Genomic DNA, 19,073 nt, shown 5'->3' on the forward strand with positions numbered 1-19,073 from the left:
CGGCAATGCTGCTTCCATCGCATCACCTCATTATCTCGCCTTTTTACGGACCTTTGTAACCTGTTTTGCTGTTCTGATTCCGATTTCTGACTCCAGCCGGAGCCGCTTATTGCTTGCATTGACATGAAAAAAACGCACATTTTCATCATGGCTATCATTGCCGTGGCCATTGCCATCATCACTAGCACCGCCGGCGACGCCAGCGTGTACGTGTCGTTTAAGGAAGCCCGGGAGCGGGCCGCCGATGGCAACCTGACCAAAGTGCACGTGGTAGGCCGCCTGCCCCGCGACGGCGGCCAGAACATCATGGGCCTGGAATACAACCCCACCCTCGATCCTAACTATTTCGCTTTCACGCTGGTTGATACCAACCGTATCGCCCAGCGCGTGGTCTATTTCAACCCCCAGCCCCAGGATTTCGACAAGTCGGAGCAGGTGGTAATTACCGGGGCCATGCGCAACGACATCTTCGTGGCGGACAAAATCCTGCTCAAGTGTCCTTCCAAGTACGTGGAGAAGGATATTGAGGGCGCCACCGCTTCGCGCTAGTTCGTTCGCTTTGTCGGGCAGGCTATTGGTCCTTGGCACCTATCACCTGGAGTCAGGCACGTTGCTGATCAGGCTGCTTGCTCCTTCGCTTTTTCAACGCAGTAACCCATGCTGAACCCTTTCATCGGCAATGCCGGGCACATAAGTGTCATTCTGGCATTTGTGGCGGCCACGGTGGCGGCGTACTCCTACTATATGGCCGCCCGCGGCCGGGCCCTCGGCGACACCGACGCCGGCTGGATGCGCCTGGGCCGGGGAGCCTTCCTGGTGCATGCATTAGCCGTGATTTCTGTGATTGTGTGCCTGTTCGGCATCATCCACGGCCACCGCTACGAGTACTACTACGCCTGGAGCCACAGTAGCAACCACCTGCCGGTATACTACATGATTTCCTGCTTCTGGGAAGGGCAGGAAGGTAGTTTTCTGCTCTGGATTTTCTGGCATGTGTGTCTGGGCCTGATTCTGATGCGCTCGGCCAAACGCTGGGAAGCCCCAGTAATGACCATTTTCGCCGGCGTACAGCTCTTCCTCACCTCCATGATTTTGGGTGTAGTGCTGGGCGACCTCAAGATCGGCTCCTCGCCCTTCATCCTGCTGCGCGACTTTATGCCCGACCTGCCGGTCTGGAAAACCAACCCCAACTTCGTGCCCGCCGACGGCACCGGCCTGAATGCCCTGCTCCAGAACTACTGGATGGTGATTCATCCGCCCACGCTGTTTCTGGGCTTCGCCCTCACGCTGGTGCCCTTTGCCTATGCCATTGCCGGGCTCTGGAAGGGTGAGTATACCAAGTGGGTGCGCCCAGCCATGCGCTGGACCCTCTGGGGCGGTATGATCTTGGGCGTGGGCATCGTGATGGGCGCCTACTGGGCCTACGAAACGCTCAACTTCGGCGGCTACTGGAACTGGGACCCCGTGGAAAACGCGGTGTACATTCCGTGGCTGGTACTGGTGGCCTCCCTGCACGGGCTGGTGCTCTGGCAGCGGAGCCGGATTGCGTTGCGCACCTCGTTCGCACTGGTTATCGCCACCTTCCTACTCATTCTCTACGCTACCTTCCTCACCCGTTCGGGTGTGCTGGGTAATGCGTCTGTCCACTCGTTCACCGATTTGGGCCTCTCGGGTCAGCTCATTATTTATCTGGCCGTTTTTGCCGTGCTGAGCATCGCATTGCTGGTGGTTCGCTGGAAGAATATCCCGGTTTCTGAAAAGGAGCTGACCACCTACAACCCCGAGCTGTGGGTATTCGTGGGGGCTACCGTGTTGTGCCTGGGTGCATTCCAGGTGCTATTCACGACCAGCATTCCGGTGTACAACGCCTTCCTGGGCTTTATGGGCATCAAGTCGAACCTGGCTTTGCCGGCCGACCAGATTGCTCACTACACCAAGTTCCAGCTCTGGATGGGCGTGGGCGTAGCCTTCTGCTCGGGTTTGGCCCAGGTGATGTGGTGGCAGAAAAACGACAAGGCCAGCCTCACTAACACCCTCACGGTACCGGCGCTGCTCTCGTTACTGGGCGCGGCCCTCGTAATTCTGCTCGTGCAGTACTACGGCCACAAAATGGACCTGGCCTACATCGTGCTCCTGACCACCGCCCTGTTCGCGGTGTTAGCTAACCTGAGCATGGTCCTGACGCTGATCCGGCGCAAGGTTAGCCTGTCGGGTGGTGGCATCGCCCACATCGGCATTGCATTAATGCTGCTGGGCGTATTGGCTTCAGCCGGTTATTCCAACATCATCAGCCAGAACACCTCCGGGTTGCTCTACTCCCGCGAGTTCGACCAGACCACCAACCAGGACAACGTGCTGCTCTGGCGCAACGACCCCGCCCCGATGGGCAAGTACGACGTGCGCTACACCGGCCAGTATTTCGACGTGCCCGGCGTGCCCGGCTACGTAGATAAGCAGCTGCTCTACCGCACCGCCGACGAGTACAAGGCCTTGGCCCGCGCCGATATCAAGCGCGGCGCCCAGGTGTACTACAAGGCTGGCGACACGCTCGAAATCCTGCCCGAAAACACGTATTACCGCGTTGAATACAAGGACCGCAAGACCGAGGAGAAATTCGTGCTCTACCCGCGCGCACAGGTAAACGAGCAGATGGGCGGCCTGCTGGCCTCGCCCGATATCAAGAAGTTCGCCGACCACGACATTTACTCCCACATCAGCGCCGTGCCGCCGATTGACAAGGAGAAGGATTGGAGCGAAGTGAAAGAGCATGTGCTGAGCGTGGGCGACACCATCTTCCTCAACGACTACTTCGCCGTGTTCCGGGCCGTGGAGCCCGCCCATCAAACCGCCGGCCTGGGCCTGACCAAGGACGACCTAGCCATTCAGGGCGACTTCCTGGTGTACGGTGAGAAGCGCCAGTACCACGTGCATCCGATGTTCGTGGTCCGCAACAAGCTTATCGGCCGCGTGCCCGACGAAATCGAGGACCTGGGCCTGCGCCTGTCCTTCCTGAACGTTGACCCCCAAAAGGGCAAGTTCACCTTCGGCGTGAGTACGACTCAGAAGGACTATATTATCCTCAAGGCCGTCGAGAAGCCCTTCATCAACCTGCTCTGGAGCGGTACGCTGCTCATGGCCGTAGGCTTCGGCATGGCCCTCTACAAGCGCCGCCGCGAAACCGAAGCGCCGGCTGTACCTGCCCTCGAAACTGGTGCCCGGCCCCGCCCGGTAGTCACCCGGCCCAAGCCGCGGCAGGTGGCGTAAACGCGTCGTTCAACTCCCTGCTATCAAAGCGCCCTCAATGTGAGTTGGGGGCGCTTTGTCGTTTATAGCAAATACAGGGTTGATGGAACTGCCACAGGCCAGCAATATGCCGGCTGGTGACAGAGGGAAAGTGGCTGACGGTAGCAGGGGCAGCGAATCATGGCAGCAAACCGAAGAGGCCACACGTAGGGGTAGTTGTCACCAGCCGGCGTATTGATGGCCTGTGCCAGTGTAGACCTGCTTCGGCAAACTAGCGGAGTGAAAGCATATCGTGCAACGGATACTGGTAACCGGAGCGACAAGATGCCTTGTGCGTCGGCCTCTGGCTGGGGTAGGTATGCCTGACGGCTGGCTGCTGCCATCAAGTTTAACCAAAAAAAGGGGGCAGCCAATTGGCTGCCCCCTTTTCGGGTAGGAAAAACAAAGTGGGCCGAATTACTTCTGCACCGACACGTTGCGCACCATGTAGTCGTTGCCGTTACGCACTTTCACCACGTACATGCCGTTGGCGAGGCCGGAAAGGTCGATCTGGCTGGTCACGTTGTCGCGCACGGTGGCGGTGTGTACGCGCTGGCCGAGCATGTTGGTTACTTCTACCTGCAGGCCGTTCTTGGCGTTGGCTCCGCGTACCTCAAGGGTGAGCTTGCCGGCAGTGGGGTTAGGGTAGAGGTTGATGGCCTGCTGCAGGGCGGAGGAAGTACCGGTAACCACCGAAGAGGTGATGTTCAGGTCATCGACGGCGAGTACGTACTTGTCACGGTCGCTGTAGGCGTGGAAACCAATGTAGTAGTTGCCCGAAACGGTTGGCGTGATAGCCATAACGGCCGGCGACGTACCCGTGCCCGTGGTCAAGTAAGCAGTGGAATTGGTGATGTTGTCGTTGTTCCAGATGGTGGTCGTCTGGCCGGCGGGAGTATCGGTGCTACCGAACTTCACCTCCAGTTTCTCGGCGTAAGCAGCGTTGAAGGTGCGGTACTTGAACGAGAGCTGGTATTTGTTACCGGCCTTCAGGGCCAGGGCGGGGGTGAAGAACCAGTCGTCGGCAGGAGCCGCGCTGTTGAACTCGTAAATCAGGGCGTTGGGAGCCGAACTGGCCACCGGAGTAGCTACGCCGTTGTTGTTGAACGACGAAGCCACGCGCCAAGTCTTGGCATCGGTGTTCACGTTGAGCAGCTTAATACCGCAGGGCGCAAGATTAGCGGAGGCCGCGATGCCGTCAAAATTCTCGGCGTAGGGGAAGGCATTGACGATGGGCGGCTCACAGAGCGCACGGAACGATACCGGACCCGTTAGCAGGCTCCGGTCGGTGGCACCGCAATTGGCCTGCACATACACGTCGTATTCGGTAAAGTTGGTCAGGCCCGTAAGCGTGAAGGGCGAAGCCGGGGCCGTTACAGTCGTACCGCCCGTGGCCGGGTTGAAGCCCTTTGGTCCGTAAATGACGGCGTAAGTGGTGCCGTTAGCGGGGCCGGTAAACGTAATGACGGCCGAAGTGGTCTTGATATCGCTCACGGCCAGTTCTGTTGGAGCGGGGCAGGCAGGCACGGGGGCCAGAACGGCGTCAACGGCAAAGCGGGTCGGGATGCCGGCAAAGGTGGTCAGCGACCGCCAAGTGGCTCCGCTAGACAACTGCACGTAGAAGGTGTTATTCCGGATTGGATCCTCGATCTGGTAGCCCAGGGCAACTCCGCCCGATGTTTCCCGAATAGCCAGGTAAAAGTCTCCCTGAACAATGGGCAAGGGCAACGCGATGGTTACTGTGCTTGCTGCCGCGAGGCGGTTCTGAACGGGGGATGTGTAAACAACCGTACCGGGCGTTCCATTTGCACCATCGGCTCTCAGCACCTGCAGAATATAGGTGGAGGTACTACCGGCCGAAGCCGGAAAACCAACCTTTACCTGGGAAATGCTGGTTGGCTGGCTGTTCTTATACTTTACGGCAAACGCGCCGCCTGCAGCATCCGGGTTGATACTGAAAGCTCCTGCCAAGCCTTGGGCCGGGTTAATGTAGGCTACATCGGTAGCCGTGATCTGCTGCGTGTAAGGCAGCGAGTTGTTGGAGTTGTTGTTGTCGGCGGGTACGCTAACGGTGAGCGTATTGGTACCCAGTACAAAAGTGGTGGGGTAGGCGTCGAACGTAACTACCTGAGTGGCGCCGGGAGCTAATGTCTCTACCGTTTTGGTACTCGTGAAGGTGTTGGCTCCGGCAACCGTGAGCGTTACGGGAACGTTGGCCAGCGCCGCGAATCCGTTGTTACTCACTACGGCCGAAACGGTATGGGGCAACGAGTTAGGAACCGCCAGCTTACCCATCGTATAAATAGTAGCAACGGCCGCGTCATTAGCCTGGATGGGCTGAAACTGATACGTGCGGCCAGCATCCGGCGGAGCTATCCGGCGGAAGTTGTGCGAGTTAACGGTCGTCCCGTAACCGGCGTTGCTGTTAACGAAGGATGTTCCCGACCATGCTTGGGTAGATCCTTTGGTGCCCAGCACAACCTGACCGGCGGCGGCGCCACTACCCTTAATACCAACAGCGGCAGCATGAAAAGCATCGGCGCCAACCGTAGTGACCACCGGGGCGTTGTACACAAACTCTACAACGTTCGAATTTTCGTAAAGCTTCACTTGGAAATCAAACGAAGCATACTGCTTGGCCAGCCCGCCAAGTGCTTTGTCGCTGACGCCTTTCCACTGAATAACGCAGACCCGCGAACCGGCAGCGCCGGTTGTAGAGTAGCTGTACTCAGCCGTAGCAGTTCCACTTTCCAGGTCGTAGTTGAAAGGAAGCAGTAAATTGTTCTGGCCAGCAGCGGCTACTGGTCCGCCGGTGCCATCCTGGGGCCCGGCCGGAAAATAAGGGGCCGCTGGGGCAGTGGTTCCCAATGCCAGGTAGCCATTGGTATTCAGGACGAAATTCGTGAAATCCTGCCCGTTGAAATTGAAGGTGAAGCCAATAGGAGTAGCCGCCGAGTTAGCGTCATCCGTGTTGGGAGTGGTAATGGCTGTGCCGGCGGCTCCTAAATCGGTGTAAGCGGTGGTGCCATTAAACGTATTCGATACGTTATAGTTAAGCGCCTGCGCGTGCGCCACGCCGCCGGTAACCAGTCCCAGCAAGCCAACCAACGCCAGCTTGCGCCAGGGAGTGGTGGCGCGGGTTTTAGAGTAGTTTTGAGTCATGCAAAAGGAAAATAAAAGTGGGAAAGGAGATGGGGAAACAGAACCTGCAAAGGGGTTTCGACTGGCTGACAATTTTGGGAACAATAGGCCAAAATTCAGTCAGCAGTTCAATATTAGCCATATAAGTTCATAAATTCCGCATTCAATCTCAAAAAAGCTTACTAAGTTTATTTCTTCACCTGTGCAGAATATTGAACCACTGGTGCGCCCGCGTATCGTGCTGCTGGGAGCCGGGCGGGTAGCCGCCCACCTCGGGCCCGCGCTGGCAGCTGCCGGCCATCCGCCGGTGGCAATCTGGAGCCGCACAGCGGCCTCGGGGGTAGCCCTGGCGGCCCGGCTACCGGCCGGCACCGCCATTGCCCCCAACCTGCATGAGCTGCCGCCGGCCGAGGTGTACTTGCTGGCGCTGCCCGATGCCGTGGTGCCCGAAGTGCTGGCGGCAGCCCGGTTCGCGGCCGGCGCCCTGGTGGCCCACACGGCCGGCGCCCTGCCACTGTCGGTATTCACTCCTTATAGTAACCAGATTCGGGGCGGCGTCTTCTACCCGCTTCAGACCTTCGGGCCGGGCCGCGTTATCGATTGGGCGACCGTGCCGCTGTGCCTGGAAGCGGCCGACGCGGCTGGTTTGGTTACGCTGCACGCACTGGCCGCTGCTCTTAGCTCCGATGTGCGCGAGGTTAGCTCGGCGCAACGCCTGCAGCTGCACGTGGCGGCGGTGTGGGCCAGCAACTTCCCCAATCACCTGCTGGGCATCGGGCGCGAACTGCTCGAACAAGCCGGCCTGCCCTGGGAACTGCTCCACCCACTTATCCGCGAAACCGTGGACAAGGCCCTCAATCAGCCGCCCTTCGGGGCCCAGACCGGCCCGGCTGTGCGCCACGATGCGGCCACGCTAACCCGCCACGACGCCGCTTTAGCTACCCACCCCCGTTGGCAGATGCTGTACCGGGAGCTCACGGCCAGTATTCAGGCCACCGCCCGCCACGAGTTGGGGGCGGGCACTGCTGCCGTGGCCGGGGCAGCAAACAATCAGCCCGACCCGCAGCTTTGATTCGGGAAGGGGCGTCCGTACCTTTGCCCCTTCATTTTTGCCTCGCTTACCCTAGCATTTCGCCGTGAAAGCCGTAAATATCACCTTCAAATTTCAGGACGGCCAGCCCGACCAGACGCACGTGGCCGCCGAGGGCGAATCGGTGCTGGATGTGGCCCTCAACAACGATATTCAGCTCCAGCACAACTGTGGGGGCGTGTGCGGGTGCAGCACCTGCCACGTGTACATTGAACAGGGCGAAGCCGACCTGCCCGAAATTTCGGATGCCGAGGAAGACTTCATCGACCGGGCCGAAAACCCGCGCATCAGTTCCCGTCTGGGCTGCCAGTGCGTGGTGCAGGGCAACGCCGATTTGGTCGTGCGCATCCCGACGCAGCACTTCCTGGGCCACTAGTTTTTTAATGTGAAAAACGTGAAAAATGGGCGTGATGCGCTACATCGTTAGCCGCCTCACCCTTTTCACATTCACCACATTTCTCACACTCAGCATATTTCCCCTATGAACCATTTCGAGCCCCCGATTCAGTGGAGCGACCACGAGGACATTGCCATTGCACTTTACGAGAAATTCGGTGCCGAATTCACCGAGGCTAAAATCTACCGCATTCGCTTCACTGAGCTCCTCGATTGGGTGATGAGCCTGCCCAACTTTGAGGGAACCCGTGAGCAGGCAAATGAAGGCCACCTCGAACAGGTGCAGGCCAAGTGGGTGTACGAATGGCGCGATAATCAATAAGCAGCAACCCATTTTCTGCTTCGATAACCTGCCTACTTTACTTGTCCAAACGGCTTTCATGACTACTCTACCCGCCGCCGACCTATCGGCCATTAAAGTGTTTATTCTTGACGTGGACGGGGTGCTGACCGACGGTACGCTGCTAGCGCTCAATTCGGGCGAGCAGGCCCGCGCCTTCCACATCCGCGACGGTTACGCCGTGCGCCACGCCCTGCGCCAGGGGTACCGGGTGGCCGTTATCTCGGGCCGCGAGGAGGAGGGAGTGCGCAGGCGCCTGGAGTCGCTCGACGTGCGCGATGTGTACCTGGGAGTAGATGACAAGATGAAAATTTTCAACAACTACCTCAACACCTACCGCCTTTCGCCCGAGCATATTGCCTACATGGGCGACGATATGCCCGACCTGGAGGTGATGCGCCGTTGCGCCGTGGCCGCCTGCCCCGCCGATGCTGCCTCCGATGTGCGGGCCATCAGCAACTACGTGGCCCAACTGCCCGGCGGCCACGGAGCCGTACGCGAGTTGATTGAAGCCGTTATGAAAACCCAGAAAACCTGGTAGCGGATTAGGAACGGTTCGGTAAGTCGTTAGCCATCAGGCAAAGCGGCCGTTCGGGGGAGGTGCGTAATAGGCGAAGGGCTTTGGGGAAATCCCTCTATATTTACCCCATTCTCCACCATCTCCCTTCTCCCTTTTCCATGAAAACAGGAACCGTAAAATTCTATAACGAGTCGAAAGGCTACGGCTTCATTACAGAAGATGATACGAAAGAAGATTTCTTCGTGCACGTAACCGGCCTGAACGGCGGCCAGGTGCAACAAGACGACCGGGTGGAGTTCGATACCCAGGAAGGCCGTAAGGGGGTTAACGCCGTAAATATTAAGCGGTTGTAAGCAATGTCGGCCGCCGGCTGGCGGCTTCACCGGAAAGCCTCTCCCCAAGTTGGGAGAGGCTTTTTTGTGGGTGTCCGCCAGGGGTGGTGCATCTTTGCAGACATCTTCCGTTAGCTCAACCGTAACCCATGCTTTTTAGCTCCTCCCCGTCTGCCGTGCCTACCCCCAGGGGCGAAGCTGGTCCGGAGCCAACAGCCGGCACCGGCCGGCACCTGGCCCGCCTCATCCGGTTGCCCAACCTGCTGATAATGGCCCTGTGCCTGCTGCTGGTGCGGGCCTGCCTGCTGCTGCCCGAGGCGCCCTGGCGGCAGGTGCTGGCCCCCGGTTTCGGGCTGCTGGTCCTGGCCGCCCTCAGCATCGGGGCGGCGGGCTACATCATCAACGACTACTACGACGTTAAGATTGATGCCATCAACCGGCCGGGCCGGCTGGTGGTGGGCCGGGCCGTAAACCGCCGCCACGCCATGCTGGCCCACCTGCTGCTCTCGGGCCTGGGCGTAGGCCTGAGCGGCCTGCTTTCGCCCTTACTCGGGCTCGTAAATCTGGGTTCGGCGCTGCTGCTATGGGGGTACTCGGTGCGGTTTAAGCGGGTGGCGCTGGTGGGCAACGTGAGCATCGCCACGCTCACGGCGGCGCTGGTGCTGCTGCCCGAGCTACAGGCCAGTACTGGCCGTTCGGCGGTGTGGGGCTACGCGCTGGCGGCGTTTCTGCTCACTATTGTGCGCGAAATAGTGAAAGACGTGGAGGATATGCGCGGCGATGCCCAGCACGACTGCCACACGCTGCCGCTGGTGTGGGGCGTGCGGCGTACCAAGTGGGTGACGGGTTTCTTCCTGGCTTGCCTGGTGTTGCTGGTGGCTGGGGCGGTGTTCAACTGCCTGCTCCTGAGCCAGCGCTACGGGCTGGGGAGCTGGCTGTTGGTGCTGGTGCTGGGGCCGCTGCTGGCGCTGGCCGCCGGGCTGCGCCGGGCCGACCAGCGCCAGCACTTTGCCCGGCTCAGCACTTGGTGCAAAGCCATTATGTTGAGCGGCGTGCTCTCGATGCTCTGGCTGGCCTGAAACCCCCGGCAACCGCCACTGTTATAGTTGCGTTAGCAGGAGCTATGACCCCGGCAACTGCGCAGTAGTTTTATCGACCGCAGTTTGGGGTTACCCCGCTTCGTTTATTCACTTTGACCTTGGCCATCTAGTATGCGCTTTATTTACCCGTTGCTGGCGCTAAGCGTGCTGGCTACTCCGGCTGCCCTGGCGCAGTCGACCACTCCCGAAGCTGCCGCGCCGCTGCTGGCCTCGGCCGAGCTGCCCGCCCAACCCGCCACCGACGAGCCGACTACCGGAGCCCCCTTGGGCCTGAACCGGGCTTTGGCCCCGACCACCACGGCCAAGGCCAAGCTCACCCCCGACGACCCTGATAAACCCAGTTTTATTCCGGTGCCCATTGCCTTTTACCAGCAGGAAACCGGCTTTGCCGGCGGCGTAGCCATCCTGCCGGTCTGGCGCTTTGGTACTGATACCACGGTGCGTAAGTCGAACGCCCGGCTGATTGCCTGGATTTCGCAGAAGAAGCAAACCACTGTGCAGCTTACGCACACCATCTTCACCAAGGATGAGAAGTTCTTTTTCTCGGGTGAGTTGAGTTATTTCGATCTGGCATTCCAGTACTTCGGCCGGGGTAACGACACCGACAAGGACGTTTACTCCAACATCCAGTACCCGCTCTGGGTGTTCGATGAAAAGGCGCTGGTGAAGGTGAAGCCCAACCTGTTCGTTGGTTTGCGCTACCGCCTCACCGATCTGGGGACCGTGAAGCTCAAGGACGGCGACGAGGATAGTACGCCTGGCTCTTACGAATCCATTCCGGCCGAGCAGCGGGCGGGTTATACCACCTCCGGCGTTGGTCCAGCCATTCTGTACGACGGCCGCGACAACGTACTGGCTACTTACCGGGGAAACTTCGTGGATGCCCACGTGCTGTTCGCCGGCAAGGGCCTGGGTAGCGACTACAACTTCACCCGCTACATGGTGGATGCCCGGCACTTCAACCCGCTCTTCGGCTCCAACAATACCATTCTGGCTTTGCAGTTTCTGGGCCAGTACCACACCGGCGACGTGCCGTTCCGTGAGTGGGGCGGTATGGGGGCCACGTTGGGCGGCTCGCTCTACAACAACGCATACCTGATGCGCGGCATCTATGAGGGCCGCTACCGCGACCGTCAGTTCACCACAGCTCAGGCCGAAATCCGCCAGAAACTGTTCTGGCGCATTGATGGCGCGTTGTTCGGCGCCGTAGGCGAAGTAGCTCCCAATATCGACGACTATACCTTCGACGGCCTGCGGTACGCCGGGGGCGGCGGAATCCGCTTCCGTTTCAACCGCCGCGACCGGCTCAACATTCGCCTCGACTACGGCGTGGGGTCGGGCGGCAACTCGGGTATCATTTTCGCCGTGGGCGAAGCGTTTTAACAGACAGTTGTTTATACCAGCAGAAAGCCCCGTCGTCCACTCAGGACGACGGGGCTTTCTGCTGGTATAAACAACGCCTCGCTAGGCATTGAAAAGCGCTTCATAAGCTCATCAGTAGGGTTTTTATTGATTTTAAGGCCAACTGGTGAAGGTGACTGCCGTAGAAAGCAGCGCATGGAACACCCCTCGCCGCACCACTTTCAGTCGGCCCACCCCCATAATGCCGCCCTACCTGCTTCACTCTGGAGCCATTTGCCGCCGCCCGTAGCCAAGTTGCGGGCCACGGTCATCATCCCGGCCAAAGATGAGGCGGCGGCCCTGCCTACCACCCTGGCGGCCCTGGCGGCCCAGACCGATGCTGCTGGCCGCGCATTGCCGGCCGGCACCTTCGAGGTACTAGTGCTGGCCAACAACTGCACCGATGGCACGGCCGCTACCGTGCGGGCCTACGCGGCGTCGCATCCGGCCCTGGCCCTGCACGTGGCCGAAGTGACGCTGCCGCCCGCCGAGGCCCACGTAGGTCAGGCCCGCCGCCTGCTCATGGACGAAGCCGCCCGCCGCCTGGAACTGGCTGGCCACCCCGGAGCCCTTATTATCAGTACTGACGCCGATACCCGCGTGGCTCCCGATTGGCTGGCCGCCACCTTCGCCGAACTGGCTACTGGTGCCGACGCCATTGCCGGCCGTATTCTGATGGACGAAACCGACCGGAACTGCCCGGTGCGCCGCTGCCAGCTCCAGGATGCCGCCTACCACCTGCTCCGGGTGCAGCTCGAAACCCACCTCGACCCCCAAGCCCACGACCCCTGGCCCCGCCACCACCAGCATTTCGGGGCCAGCCTGGCCGTTACCGTGGCCGCTTACCGGCAGGTAGGCGGTTTGCCGGTTGTGCCCTTTCTGGAAGATGAAGCCCTGTACCAGGCCTTACTGCGCCACGATTTGCGGGTACGCCATAGTCCGGCCGTACGCGTGTTTACCTCGGGCCGGCAGCAGGGGCGGGTGGCCGTAGGTCTCTCGTGGCAGCTGCGCGAATGGGCGCTGCTGGGCCAGCAACAGCCGTTGGTACCCGATCCGGCCGCGCTGGTAGCCGAACTACGGGTGCGGAACAAGTTGCGGCAGCAGTGGCAGGCGGCCCGCGCCAGCCAGAACCCCACCGTAGTTTTGAGAAGTGGAGGCGGTTTAGTGAATGATTTGCTGCCCGCTGTGGCTCAGGCCCTTGCCTCTTGCGCAACTTTCGGGGAGTTTTGGGAATGGGCCCGGCCGCTGGTACTGCCTGCCGTGCCGACTGCGTCGGTACCGCTAAGTCTGGCCATTACTGCTCTACGAACCGAACTGGCGCAACAGCAACGGCGCTTACAGCCGCTGGTTGCCACCGTGTTGGGCTAGCGTCGTTCTAATACATCGAGCCGGTAGTTTTCGTGGCGTTGGCCGTGCAGATGGCGCAGGGGCCCAGCGGGCTGGGCTTTCTCCAAGAAGAATTCGTGGACGGCGTCGCCAGTGAGCGGGTAGTCGTGGACCGGGGGCGTCCAGTGCACCAGCACGAGCTGGCCGCCGGGTTGCAGGGCGGCCACGAGCTGATCGGCGGCCCGCGCCAAATCGGCGGGGCTCCAGTAGTAGCCCACCTCCGATACCAGAATCAAATCGAACTGCCCTTGGGGAAACTGCTCGGGGACCCGCAACTGGCGCAGGTCAACCTGCGGCAGGTTAGCACAGCGCTTACGGGCCTGGGCAAGGGCGGCTTCGGCCACATCTACGGCCAGCAAATAGCCGCAATGTGGGGCCAGCTGGGCCGTGAGGATACCCAGGGAACACCCGATTTCAAAGGCTCGCTTGTAGTGCGTGCAAGGCAGGGCCGCCAACGTAGCCGCGTACTTTTCCCGCTCGTAGGGGCTGGTCTCGAAGTTCCAGGGGTCCTGGTTGGCCTCGTACACCTTATCGAAATAGGTTGGTGGCAGGGTATGGGGTTGCTTGGGGTTGGGTTCCATCGGGAAAGAGCGTTAACCAGTTGTTTTGCGGGGCCGCTGCTCCTCGGCAACTTCCAGGTACACCTCTACCGGCCGCTCAAAGTGGGCCAGCATGGAAGGAGCGAGCGTAAAGCCGGCGGGGTCGTCGTCGATGCAGGAGCCCGGGAGCTGGGAGGCGTGCGCGGCAATGGCACGTTGCTTTGCATCGAGCACGGAGCTGATATCGAGTTGCCAGCCCGTTACTTCGCCGGGGCGGGGCAGGTCGGCAGGAATAGCCCGCTCCCAGGCCCAAACCACGTATTCGAGCAGGTGGGGCGGGTGGGGCAGTTGGGCCAAAGTAGCTTGCACGAGCTGGCTGGTGGCCCAGTGGTCGGGGTGGGGGTCGCGCCGCCAGGGGCAGAGGATGGTGGCGGGCTGCTGTTGGCGCAGCAACTGCGTGAGTTGCTGCACTGCCGCCGCGCCGGCAGCGGTATCCGGGCCGGGCACGTGGCTGTCGGGTAGGTTTAGCGCCAGGAGGTTATGCGGGTTGAGCCCTAGCTCGGTTAGCGCCAGCCGCAACTCGGTTTCGCGCAGGGCCTGCCGGGCCGGGGGCGGGTACTTGGCCGAAGACGGGTGCGACATCGTCCCGTCGCTCACCAGCACGCACCAGACTGGCTGCCCGGCTTGGGCCAATAGGGCCAGCAGCCCGCCGCAGCCCAGGCTTTCGTCGTCGGGGTGGGGCGCTATTACTACTGTGGGACCCAGCGTGGCCGCGTAGTTGGCTGGGCGGAGGGGCAGGGCGCTGAAATCAAACGTAGCGGGCTCAGTCATGCCAGAGGCGGTAGGCGGGGCGGGGGTGGTCGAGGGCGTAGCGGCCGGCATCGGCCAGGGCGGCATCGGGGGCGGGCTGGCGCAGGTAGTGGGTCAGGTCGCGGTGGAGGCGCTCGAAGGGCTCGGGGCGCAGCAGGCCGCGCGCGCCCACGCACCGCTCGGCCAGGGGCAACACTCGTAGGCAGATGTCCTCGATGGCCGAGCGCACCAAGTTTGCGTGGGCCACCAGGGTTTCGGCGTCGGGGCCAGGGCGAGCAGCCAGCTCGGCGGCGGCGTGTAGCCAGTGCTGGCCGCTGGCCACCAAAATGCTCAGTTGGCCTAGGCGCTGGCGCTGGTAGGGGTCGTCGGTGCGGTGCAGGGCCCGCAGAAACCGGCGGGTTTCGTCGAACACGGCCTCGGCCCCGCCCAATTGCACGGCCGCGAACCGAATGGCTCCGCCGCTGAACCCGGGCTGGTGGTAATAGTCGCCGGGTTCGCCCAACAGCTCTTCGGACCCAATTTCGAGGCCCGTGAAATCAACCCGAAAACTGGCCGAGGCCCGCATGCCCAGGGGCCGCCAGAACCGGGCGTCGTACTCCGGTATTTGGGTGTCGGCGGGTAGTACCAGCATCTGCCAGCCACCGTCGGGCAGGGCGGCCGTGAGCAGCGGGCGGGTGAGGTGGCCGGCCCCCGAGCCGAAGGTTTTGCTGCCGCTGAGCCGGAAGCGGCCGGAGGGAAGCGGCGCCAGTTTCACCCCGTCGTGAGCCTCCGTGTTCCAGACGCCGAACAAGTGGCCAGCCACCGCATCGGCGGCCCACCGCTCAAGTTGTTCGGGCCGGCCGAAGCGCGTAATCAGCTGCAAGGCGTTGGCGTGGCCCTCATACACGCGCCCCACGGCCAGGTTGCCGCGCCCGATGTGGCGCAGGGCACTCAGCAGCTCCTGGGTGTGGGCCGGCTCGTTGAGCCCGCTGCCGTTTAACTTAGTGGGTAGCGGAGCAGCCAGGAGTCCGGCTTCGCGGAGCCAGTCAAATTCCTGGGTTGGAAAGCCGCCTTCGACATCTGATGCGGCAGCCTGGGCCAGCAGGCGCGGGGCCAGCGTGGCGGCAGCGGCGGCGGCCAGCGCCGGGGTAGGCGGAGCGGAGATGGTAAAGAGTTCGGGCATGAAGGCGAAACGGAGCCAGTGGGGAGTTTCAGGAGTTTACGAATAAGCGCCCGGTTTGGCTGCCACGGTCGAGCTGGCGGCGGAAGTGCTGTCTTGCTCCCGGTTGGGGAATATGGCCGCTTTGTGCTTCTAAAATCAGCTGGAGGTGAAGTGCGGCTTTGGTCTTGGTAACAATTTGGTAACGGCGGCCCGCGCCGGGCTGCCTACCTTCGCGGCACGTTTCACCCCTTCGCTAACTCCCCGTCGCCATGTCGCAGCCCATTCGCTCCGCCCTCGTTTCCGTGTATTACAAGGACCGCCTCGAACCACTCGTGGCCCTGCTCAAGCAGCACGGCGTCACGATTTACTCGACCGGTGGTACCCAGCAGTTCATTGAGGAGCAGGGCGCGGCCGTAACGGCCGTGGAAACACTGACCGGCTTTCCGGCCGTGTTTGGCGGGCGGGTGAAAACGCTGCACCCCACCGTGTTCGGTGGTATTCTGCACCGCCGCCACGAGGCCAGCGACTTGGCCGAAGCCGCGCAGCACCAGATTCCGCCCATCGACCTGGTGGTCGTGGACCTGTATCCGTTCGAGGAAACCGTGGCTTCAGGCGCGCCCGAAGCCGATGCAATTGAGAAAATCGACATCGGCGGCATTTCGCTGCTCCGGGCCGCCGCCAAAAATTTCCGCGACGTGCTCGTGGTCAGCAGCCGCGACCAGTACGCGGCCGTGACGGAGCTGCTCACCCAAAAAGGCTGCACCACCGACCTGGAGGACCGCCGCCACTACGCCGCCGCCGCCTTCGAGGCCACGTCGAACTACGACACCCATATCTTCAACTACCTGAACTCTTCCATTAAAGACGAAGATTCGAAAATCAAAAATGCCCGCATTGCCATTGCTGGAGAACAAACCAACAACCAACAATCAGCAACCAGCACCCAAACTCCCCTGCGCTACGGCGAGAACCCCCACCAGGCCGGCACGTTCTCCGGCGACCTGGATGCGCTCTTCGATCAGCTTCACGGCAAGCAGCTCAGCTACAACAACCTGGTCGATGTGGATGCGGCCGTGCTGCTGATGCGCGAGTTCGATGCCGCCGGGCCGGCGGCCTGTGCTATTCTCAAGCACACCAACGCCTGCGGCGTGGCCCAGGCCGATACGTTGCACCAGGCCTACCTGAATGCCCTCAGCTGCGACCCGGTTTCGGCCTTCGGGGGCGTAATCATCGTGAACAAGCCCGTAGACGCGTCCACCGCCCAAGAGCTGAACAAGCTGTTTTTTGAGGTATTGATTGCCCCAGCATTTGAAGCCGAGGCCTTGCCCATTCTGCAAAGCAAGAAAAACCGCATCCTGCTCCGCCAGAAGCCCGTGGATTTTCCCACCAAGCAGGTGAAAACCTTGCTCAACGGCACCATCGAGCAGGATTTTGACCAGGCCATGGAAGGCGCGGCTGATTTCAAAACCGTCACCGAATCGGCCCCAACGCCTGACGAGGTAGCGGCCCTGGAATTCGCCCTCAAAATCTGCAAGCACACCAAGAGTAACACCATTGTACTGGCTCGCGCCGGCCAATTGCTGGCCTCGGGCGTCGGCCAGACCTCCCGCGTCGATGCGCTGCGCCAGGCCATTGAGAAGGCTAACTCCTTCGGCTTCGATCTGAACGGAGCCGTTATGGCCTCCGATGCCTTCTTCCCCTTCCCCGACTGCGTGGAAATTGCCGCTGAGGCCGGTATCCGGGCCGTGGTGCAGCCCGGGGGCTCCATCAAGGACCAGGATAGCATCGATACCTGTAACCGCTTGGGCGTGGCCATGGTGCTGACCGGCGTCCGCCACTTCAAGCACTAGTTTTCGCTGGTTGCTCAGAGCTGCGGCCCGAGCCATGTTCGTCAACACGATGCGACGAGCATGGTCCGGGCTGCGGCTGGGGCTACAATATGCCTACTGCGCTACGGAACAATGGTAACGGGCTTGCTCGTGCTAGTCGACTTACCATCGGCCTTAGCTATGAGCTTGAGCGTGAAGTTGCCGGCGGCGTTGTACTTGTGCTTGGCCTTGATGCCGGTGTCGCTGGCGCCATCACCCCATTCCCAGACAAAACTGTCCGCATCGGAACTGCAGCCAGCATTTACCTCTACCTCGTCGTTGACTTTAGAGCTGGGAATCCCTTTCTCAATGGTGAAACAGGCTTCGGGTTTTTTGCTGCAACTCGTCAGCCATAAGCTGCTTAGGAGCAAGGCCGCGCACAGCCGGGTAAAGTGGGTCTTCATGAAAAAATCATATTGATGGTAGATAGATGCAAGCTATAGAATTTGCGACTAGCATAGGGCCCGTACCGGAAAGTTTCGCGTGTGGTCACGTCGGCTGGATTGACTGGCAGCAATAAGTGCCAGCAAGAAGGGTGTAGGACCGGACAACCCGACTGCTATGGCCCCACTTAAATCCTGCGTACTTTTGCCCCCACTTTTGACGGGCACAAGCTGCCCGTTGTCATCTACTTGCCGTTACTCAATGGGTTTCTTTAATTTCTTCACCAGCGACATTGCCATTGACCTGGGCACGGCCAACACGCTCATCATTCACAACGATGTTATCGTGGTGGATGAGCCGAGCATCATCGCGAAAGACCGCACGACCAATAAAGTAATTGCCGTGGGCCGGCAAGCGCAGCAGATGCACGAAAAGACCCACGACAACATCAAAACCATTCGGCCCCTCAAAGACGGCGTAATTGCCGACTTCCACGCCGCCGAGGAAATGATTAAGGGGTTGATCAAGATGATTGATACCCGCAACCGCCTGTTTCAACCTTCCCACCGCATGGTGATCTGCATTCCGTCGGGCATTACGGAGGTGGAGAAGCGCGCCGTCCGTGACTCCGCCGAACACGCCGGGGCCAAGGAAGTCTGGATGATTCAGGAGCCGATGGCTGCTGCCATTGGCATCGGCATCGACGTGGAGCAGCCCATCGGTTCGATGATCATCGACATTGGGGGTGGCACCACCGAAATTGCCGTGATTGCCCTTTCGGGCATCGTCTGCGACCAGAGCATCAAAACGGCCGGCGACGTATTCAACCAGGATATTCTGGATTACATGCGCCGCCAGCACAACCTGCTGATTGGCGAGCGGAGCGCCGAGCGCATCAAAATTGAAGTGGGCGCGGCCCTGACGGAGCTGGAAGTAACGCCCCCCGATTTCGAGGTGCGCGGCCGCGACCTGATGACCGGTATTCCAAAGGTGATCAAGGTTACGTCGTCGGAAATTGCCATTGCCCTCGATAAGTCGGTGGCTAAAATCGAGGAAGCCGTGCTCAAGGCGCTGGAAATCAGCCCGCCCGAGCTGTCGGCCGACATTTACGAGAACGGCATTCACCTGACCGGCGGCGGCGCGTTGCTGCGCGGCCTCGACAAGCGCCTGGCCGCCAAAACCAAGCTGCCCATCCACATTGCCGAAGACCCATTGCGGGCCGTCGTGCGCGGCACCGGCAAGGCCATCAAGAATATCCAGGGCTTCCGGGGCGTATTGCTTACCTAGAAGTGAACTGGTGAGAAGTGAGAAGTGAGACTGACGAACTGCTGTTAAGCCCGTCA

General features: G+C 60.9%; 17 protein-coding genes. 12 read left to right on the forward strand and 5 right to left on the reverse strand.

Going from position 1 to position 19,073, the window contains the following annotated elements; translation table 11 throughout:
• The first annotated feature begins 123 nt into the window (after positions 1-123).
• Positions 124-549, forward strand: coding sequence for a cytochrome c maturation protein CcmE domain-containing protein (locus CDA63_RS15795; protein ID WP_088465429.1), 426 nt, complete (start codon positions 124-126; stop codon positions 547-549).
• A 108-nt stretch (positions 550-657) separates the two neighbouring features.
• Entirely contained in the window at positions 658-3,264 is a 2,607-nt protein-coding gene (gene ccsA, locus CDA63_RS15800) for a cytochrome c biogenesis protein CcsA (protein ID WP_088465430.1), read from the forward strand.
• 435 nt (positions 3,265-3,699) lie between these two features.
• On the opposite strand, the gene CDA63_RS15805 is transcribed toward ccsA, so the two are convergent.
• A complete protein-coding gene (locus CDA63_RS15805; RefSeq protein ID WP_088465431.1) occupies positions 3,700-6,444 on the reverse strand; it encodes a T9SS type A sorting domain-containing protein in 2,745 nt (914 codons plus the stop codon).
• A 181-nt stretch (positions 6,445-6,625) separates the two neighbouring features.
• Between CDA63_RS15805 and CDA63_RS15810 the strand changes: the two genes are divergently transcribed.
• The 8 genes from CDA63_RS15810 to CDA63_RS15845 all read left to right on the forward strand — a co-directional run bounded on the left by CDA63_RS15810 (position 6,626) and on the right by CDA63_RS15845 (position 12,970).
• The gene (locus tag CDA63_RS15810; protein WP_088465432.1) at positions 6,626-7,495 is read left to right on the forward strand and encodes a Rossmann-like and DUF2520 domain-containing protein; all 870 of its coding nucleotides are present in this window, start codon (positions 6,626-6,628) and stop codon (positions 7,493-7,495) included.
• A 64-nt stretch (positions 7,496-7,559) separates the two neighbouring features.
• Positions 7,560-7,889, forward strand: coding sequence for a 2Fe-2S iron-sulfur cluster-binding protein (locus tag CDA63_RS15815; RefSeq protein WP_088465433.1), 330 nt, complete (start codon positions 7,560-7,562; stop codon positions 7,887-7,889).
• A gap of 105 nt (positions 7,890-7,994) precedes the next feature.
• On the forward strand, positions 7,995-8,231 hold the full coding sequence (iscX, locus tag CDA63_RS15820) for a Fe-S cluster assembly protein IscX (protein WP_088465434.1): 237 nt from the start codon (positions 7,995-7,997) through the stop codon (positions 8,229-8,231).
• Between the two features lie 58 nt (positions 8,232-8,289).
• The gene (locus CDA63_RS15825; protein ID WP_088465435.1) at positions 8,290-8,790 is read left to right on the forward strand and encodes a KdsC family phosphatase; all 501 of its coding nucleotides are present in this window, start codon (positions 8,290-8,292) and stop codon (positions 8,788-8,790) included.
• Between the two features lie 137 nt (positions 8,791-8,927).
• Positions 8,928-9,122 (forward strand): cold-shock protein, encoded by a 195-nt coding sequence (locus CDA63_RS15830; protein WP_088465436.1) that lies wholly within the window; start codon positions 8,928-8,930, stop codon positions 9,120-9,122.
• A 155-nt stretch (positions 9,123-9,277) separates the two neighbouring features.
• Positions 9,278-10,180, forward strand: a complete 903-nt coding sequence (locus CDA63_RS15835) for a geranylgeranylglycerol-phosphate geranylgeranyltransferase (protein WP_165768338.1) — start codon at positions 9,278-9,280, stop codon at positions 10,178-10,180.
• 132 nt (positions 10,181-10,312) lie between these two features.
• Positions 10,313-11,584 carry a BamA/TamA family outer membrane protein gene (locus CDA63_RS15840; protein WP_088465438.1) on the forward strand — a complete coding sequence of 424 codons (1,272 nt, stop codon included), beginning with the start codon at positions 10,313-10,315 and terminating at the stop codon, positions 11,582-11,584.
• Positions 11,585-11,758: 174 nt separating this feature from the next.
• Complete coding sequence (locus tag CDA63_RS15845) at positions 11,759-12,970, forward strand: glycosyltransferase (RefSeq protein ID WP_088465439.1); 1,212 nt, start codon at positions 11,759-11,761, stop codon at positions 12,968-12,970.
• Here CDA63_RS15845 and CDA63_RS15850 read toward each other — a convergent pair.
• Genes CDA63_RS15850 through CDA63_RS15860 form a run of 3 tightly spaced genes read right to left on the reverse strand, consistent with a single transcriptional unit; the run spans position 12,967 to position 15,499 of the window.
• The gene (locus CDA63_RS15850; RefSeq protein WP_088465440.1) at positions 12,967-13,569 is read right to left on the reverse strand and encodes a class I SAM-dependent DNA methyltransferase; all 603 of its coding nucleotides are present in this window, start codon (positions 13,567-13,569) and stop codon (positions 12,967-12,969) included. The two genes, CDA63_RS15845 and CDA63_RS15850, sit on opposite strands and share 4 nt — an antisense overlap.
• A gap of 12 nt (positions 13,570-13,581) precedes the next feature.
• On the reverse strand, positions 13,582-14,358 hold the full coding sequence (locus CDA63_RS15855) for a PIG-L deacetylase family protein (protein ID WP_088465441.1): 777 nt from the start codon (positions 14,356-14,358) through the stop codon (positions 13,582-13,584).
• Positions 14,351-15,499: an acyl-CoA dehydrogenase family protein gene (locus CDA63_RS15860; RefSeq protein ID WP_088465442.1), complete on the reverse strand. Its 1,149-nt coding sequence runs from the start codon at positions 15,497-15,499 to the stop codon at positions 14,351-14,353. The genes CDA63_RS15855 and CDA63_RS15860 overlap by 8 nt, the downstream gene beginning before the upstream one ends.
• A 248-nt stretch (positions 15,500-15,747) precedes the next feature.
• Between CDA63_RS15860 and purH the strand changes: the two genes are divergently transcribed.
• Complete coding sequence (purH, locus tag CDA63_RS15865; protein ID WP_088465443.1) at positions 15,748-17,328, forward strand: bifunctional phosphoribosylaminoimidazolecarboxamide formyltransferase/IMP cyclohydrolase; 1,581 nt, start codon at positions 15,748-15,750, stop codon at positions 17,326-17,328.
• Between the two features lie 101 nt (positions 17,329-17,429).
• Here purH and CDA63_RS15870 read toward each other — a convergent pair whose 3' ends face one another.
• Positions 17,430-17,750 (reverse strand): PKD domain-containing protein, encoded by a 321-nt coding sequence (locus CDA63_RS15870; protein WP_088465444.1) that lies wholly within the window; start codon positions 17,748-17,750, stop codon positions 17,430-17,432.
• A 241-nt stretch (positions 17,751-17,991) separates the two neighbouring features.
• Here CDA63_RS15870 and CDA63_RS15875 point away from each other — a divergent pair, with 241 nt between their 5' ends.
• Entirely contained in the window at positions 17,992-19,017 is a 1,026-nt protein-coding gene (locus CDA63_RS15875; protein WP_088465445.1) for a rod shape-determining protein, read from the forward strand.
• Positions 19,018-19,073: the final 56 nt, after the last annotated feature.

The sequence above is a fragment of the Hymenobacter amundsenii genome (genome assembly GCF_002204745.1).
Lineage (GTDB): Bacteria > Bacteroidota > Bacteroidia > Cytophagales > Hymenobacteraceae > Hymenobacter > Hymenobacter amundsenii.

What these genes read in the sequence shown, in the direction of transcription:
- CDA63_RS15795 (WP_088465429.1), top strand. Translation starts at nt 124, where the DNA reads ATGAAAAAAACGCACATTTTCATCATGGCTATCATTGCCGTGGCCATT.
- ccsA (WP_088465430.1), top strand. Translation starts at nt 658, where the DNA reads ATGCTGAACCCTTTCATCGGCAATGCCGGGCACATAAGTGTCATTCTG.
- CDA63_RS15805 (WP_088465431.1), bottom strand. Translation starts at nt 6,444, where the DNA reads ATGACTCAAAACTACTCTAAAACCCGCGCCACCACTCCCTGGCGCAAG.
- iscX (WP_088465434.1), top strand. Translation starts at nt 7,995, where the DNA reads ATGAACCATTTCGAGCCCCCGATTCAGTGGAGCGACCACGAGGACATT.
- CDA63_RS15825 (WP_088465435.1), top strand. Translation starts at nt 8,290, where the DNA reads ATGACTACTCTACCCGCCGCCGACCTATCGGCCATTAAAGTGTTTATT.
- CDA63_RS15830 (WP_088465436.1), top strand. Translation starts at nt 8,928, where the DNA reads ATGAAAACAGGAACCGTAAAATTCTATAACGAGTCGAAAGGCTACGGC.
- CDA63_RS15840 (WP_088465438.1), top strand. Translation starts at nt 10,313, where the DNA reads ATGCGCTTTATTTACCCGTTGCTGGCGCTAAGCGTGCTGGCTACTCCG.
- CDA63_RS15845 (WP_088465439.1), top strand. Translation starts at nt 11,759, where the DNA reads ATGGAACACCCCTCGCCGCACCACTTTCAGTCGGCCCACCCCCATAAT.
- CDA63_RS15850 (WP_088465440.1), bottom strand. Translation starts at nt 13,569, where the DNA reads ATGGAACCCAACCCCAAGCAACCCCATACCCTGCCACCAACCTATTTC.
- CDA63_RS15855 (WP_088465441.1), bottom strand. Translation starts at nt 14,358, where the DNA reads ATGACTGAGCCCGCTACGTTTGATTTCAGCGCCCTGCCCCTCCGCCCA.
- CDA63_RS15860 (WP_088465442.1), bottom strand. Translation starts at nt 15,499, where the DNA reads ATGCCCGAACTCTTTACCATCTCCGCTCCGCCTACCCCGGCGCTGGCC.
- purH (WP_088465443.1), top strand. Translation starts at nt 15,748, where the DNA reads ATGTCGCAGCCCATTCGCTCCGCCCTCGTTTCCGTGTATTACAAGGAC.
- CDA63_RS15870 (WP_088465444.1), bottom strand. Translation starts at nt 17,750, where the DNA reads ATGAAGACCCACTTTACCCGGCTGTGCGCGGCCTTGCTCCTAAGCAGC.
- CDA63_RS15875 (WP_088465445.1), top strand. Translation starts at nt 17,992, where the DNA reads ATGGGTTTCTTTAATTTCTTCACCAGCGACATTGCCATTGACCTGGGC.